Below are 266 nucleotides of genomic sequence, written 5' to 3' on the forward strand. Positions count from 1 at the left end.
CTTTGCGCTGGTCATCGCGCTATTGATGGCTATCGTGCAGGCCGTGATGCCGCTGCTGGGAGCCGCCACCCGCCGCCCCCTCTGGATGGCCTATGGCTACCCCATGGCAACCGGCCAGTTCCTGTTCGTGGCCATTGCCTACCTGTGCTTGACCACCAGCTACATGCTGGATGATTTCAGCGTGGCCAACGTGGCCAACAACTCCAACTCCCTGCTGCCCTGGTACTACAAGTTCAGCGCCGTCTGGGGCAACCATGAAGGTTCGG

General features: G+C 61.3%; 1 pseudogene. It reads left to right on the forward strand.

From position 1 onward, the window contains the following. Nucleotides 1-266: pseudogene (locus V0R37_RS22355) on the forward strand (hypothetical protein); the annotation flags it as partial.

Origin of the sequence: Pollutimonas rozaliensis, assembly GCF_048751585.1 — a bacterium.
Lineage (GTDB): Bacteria > Pseudomonadota > Gammaproteobacteria > Burkholderiales > Burkholderiaceae_B.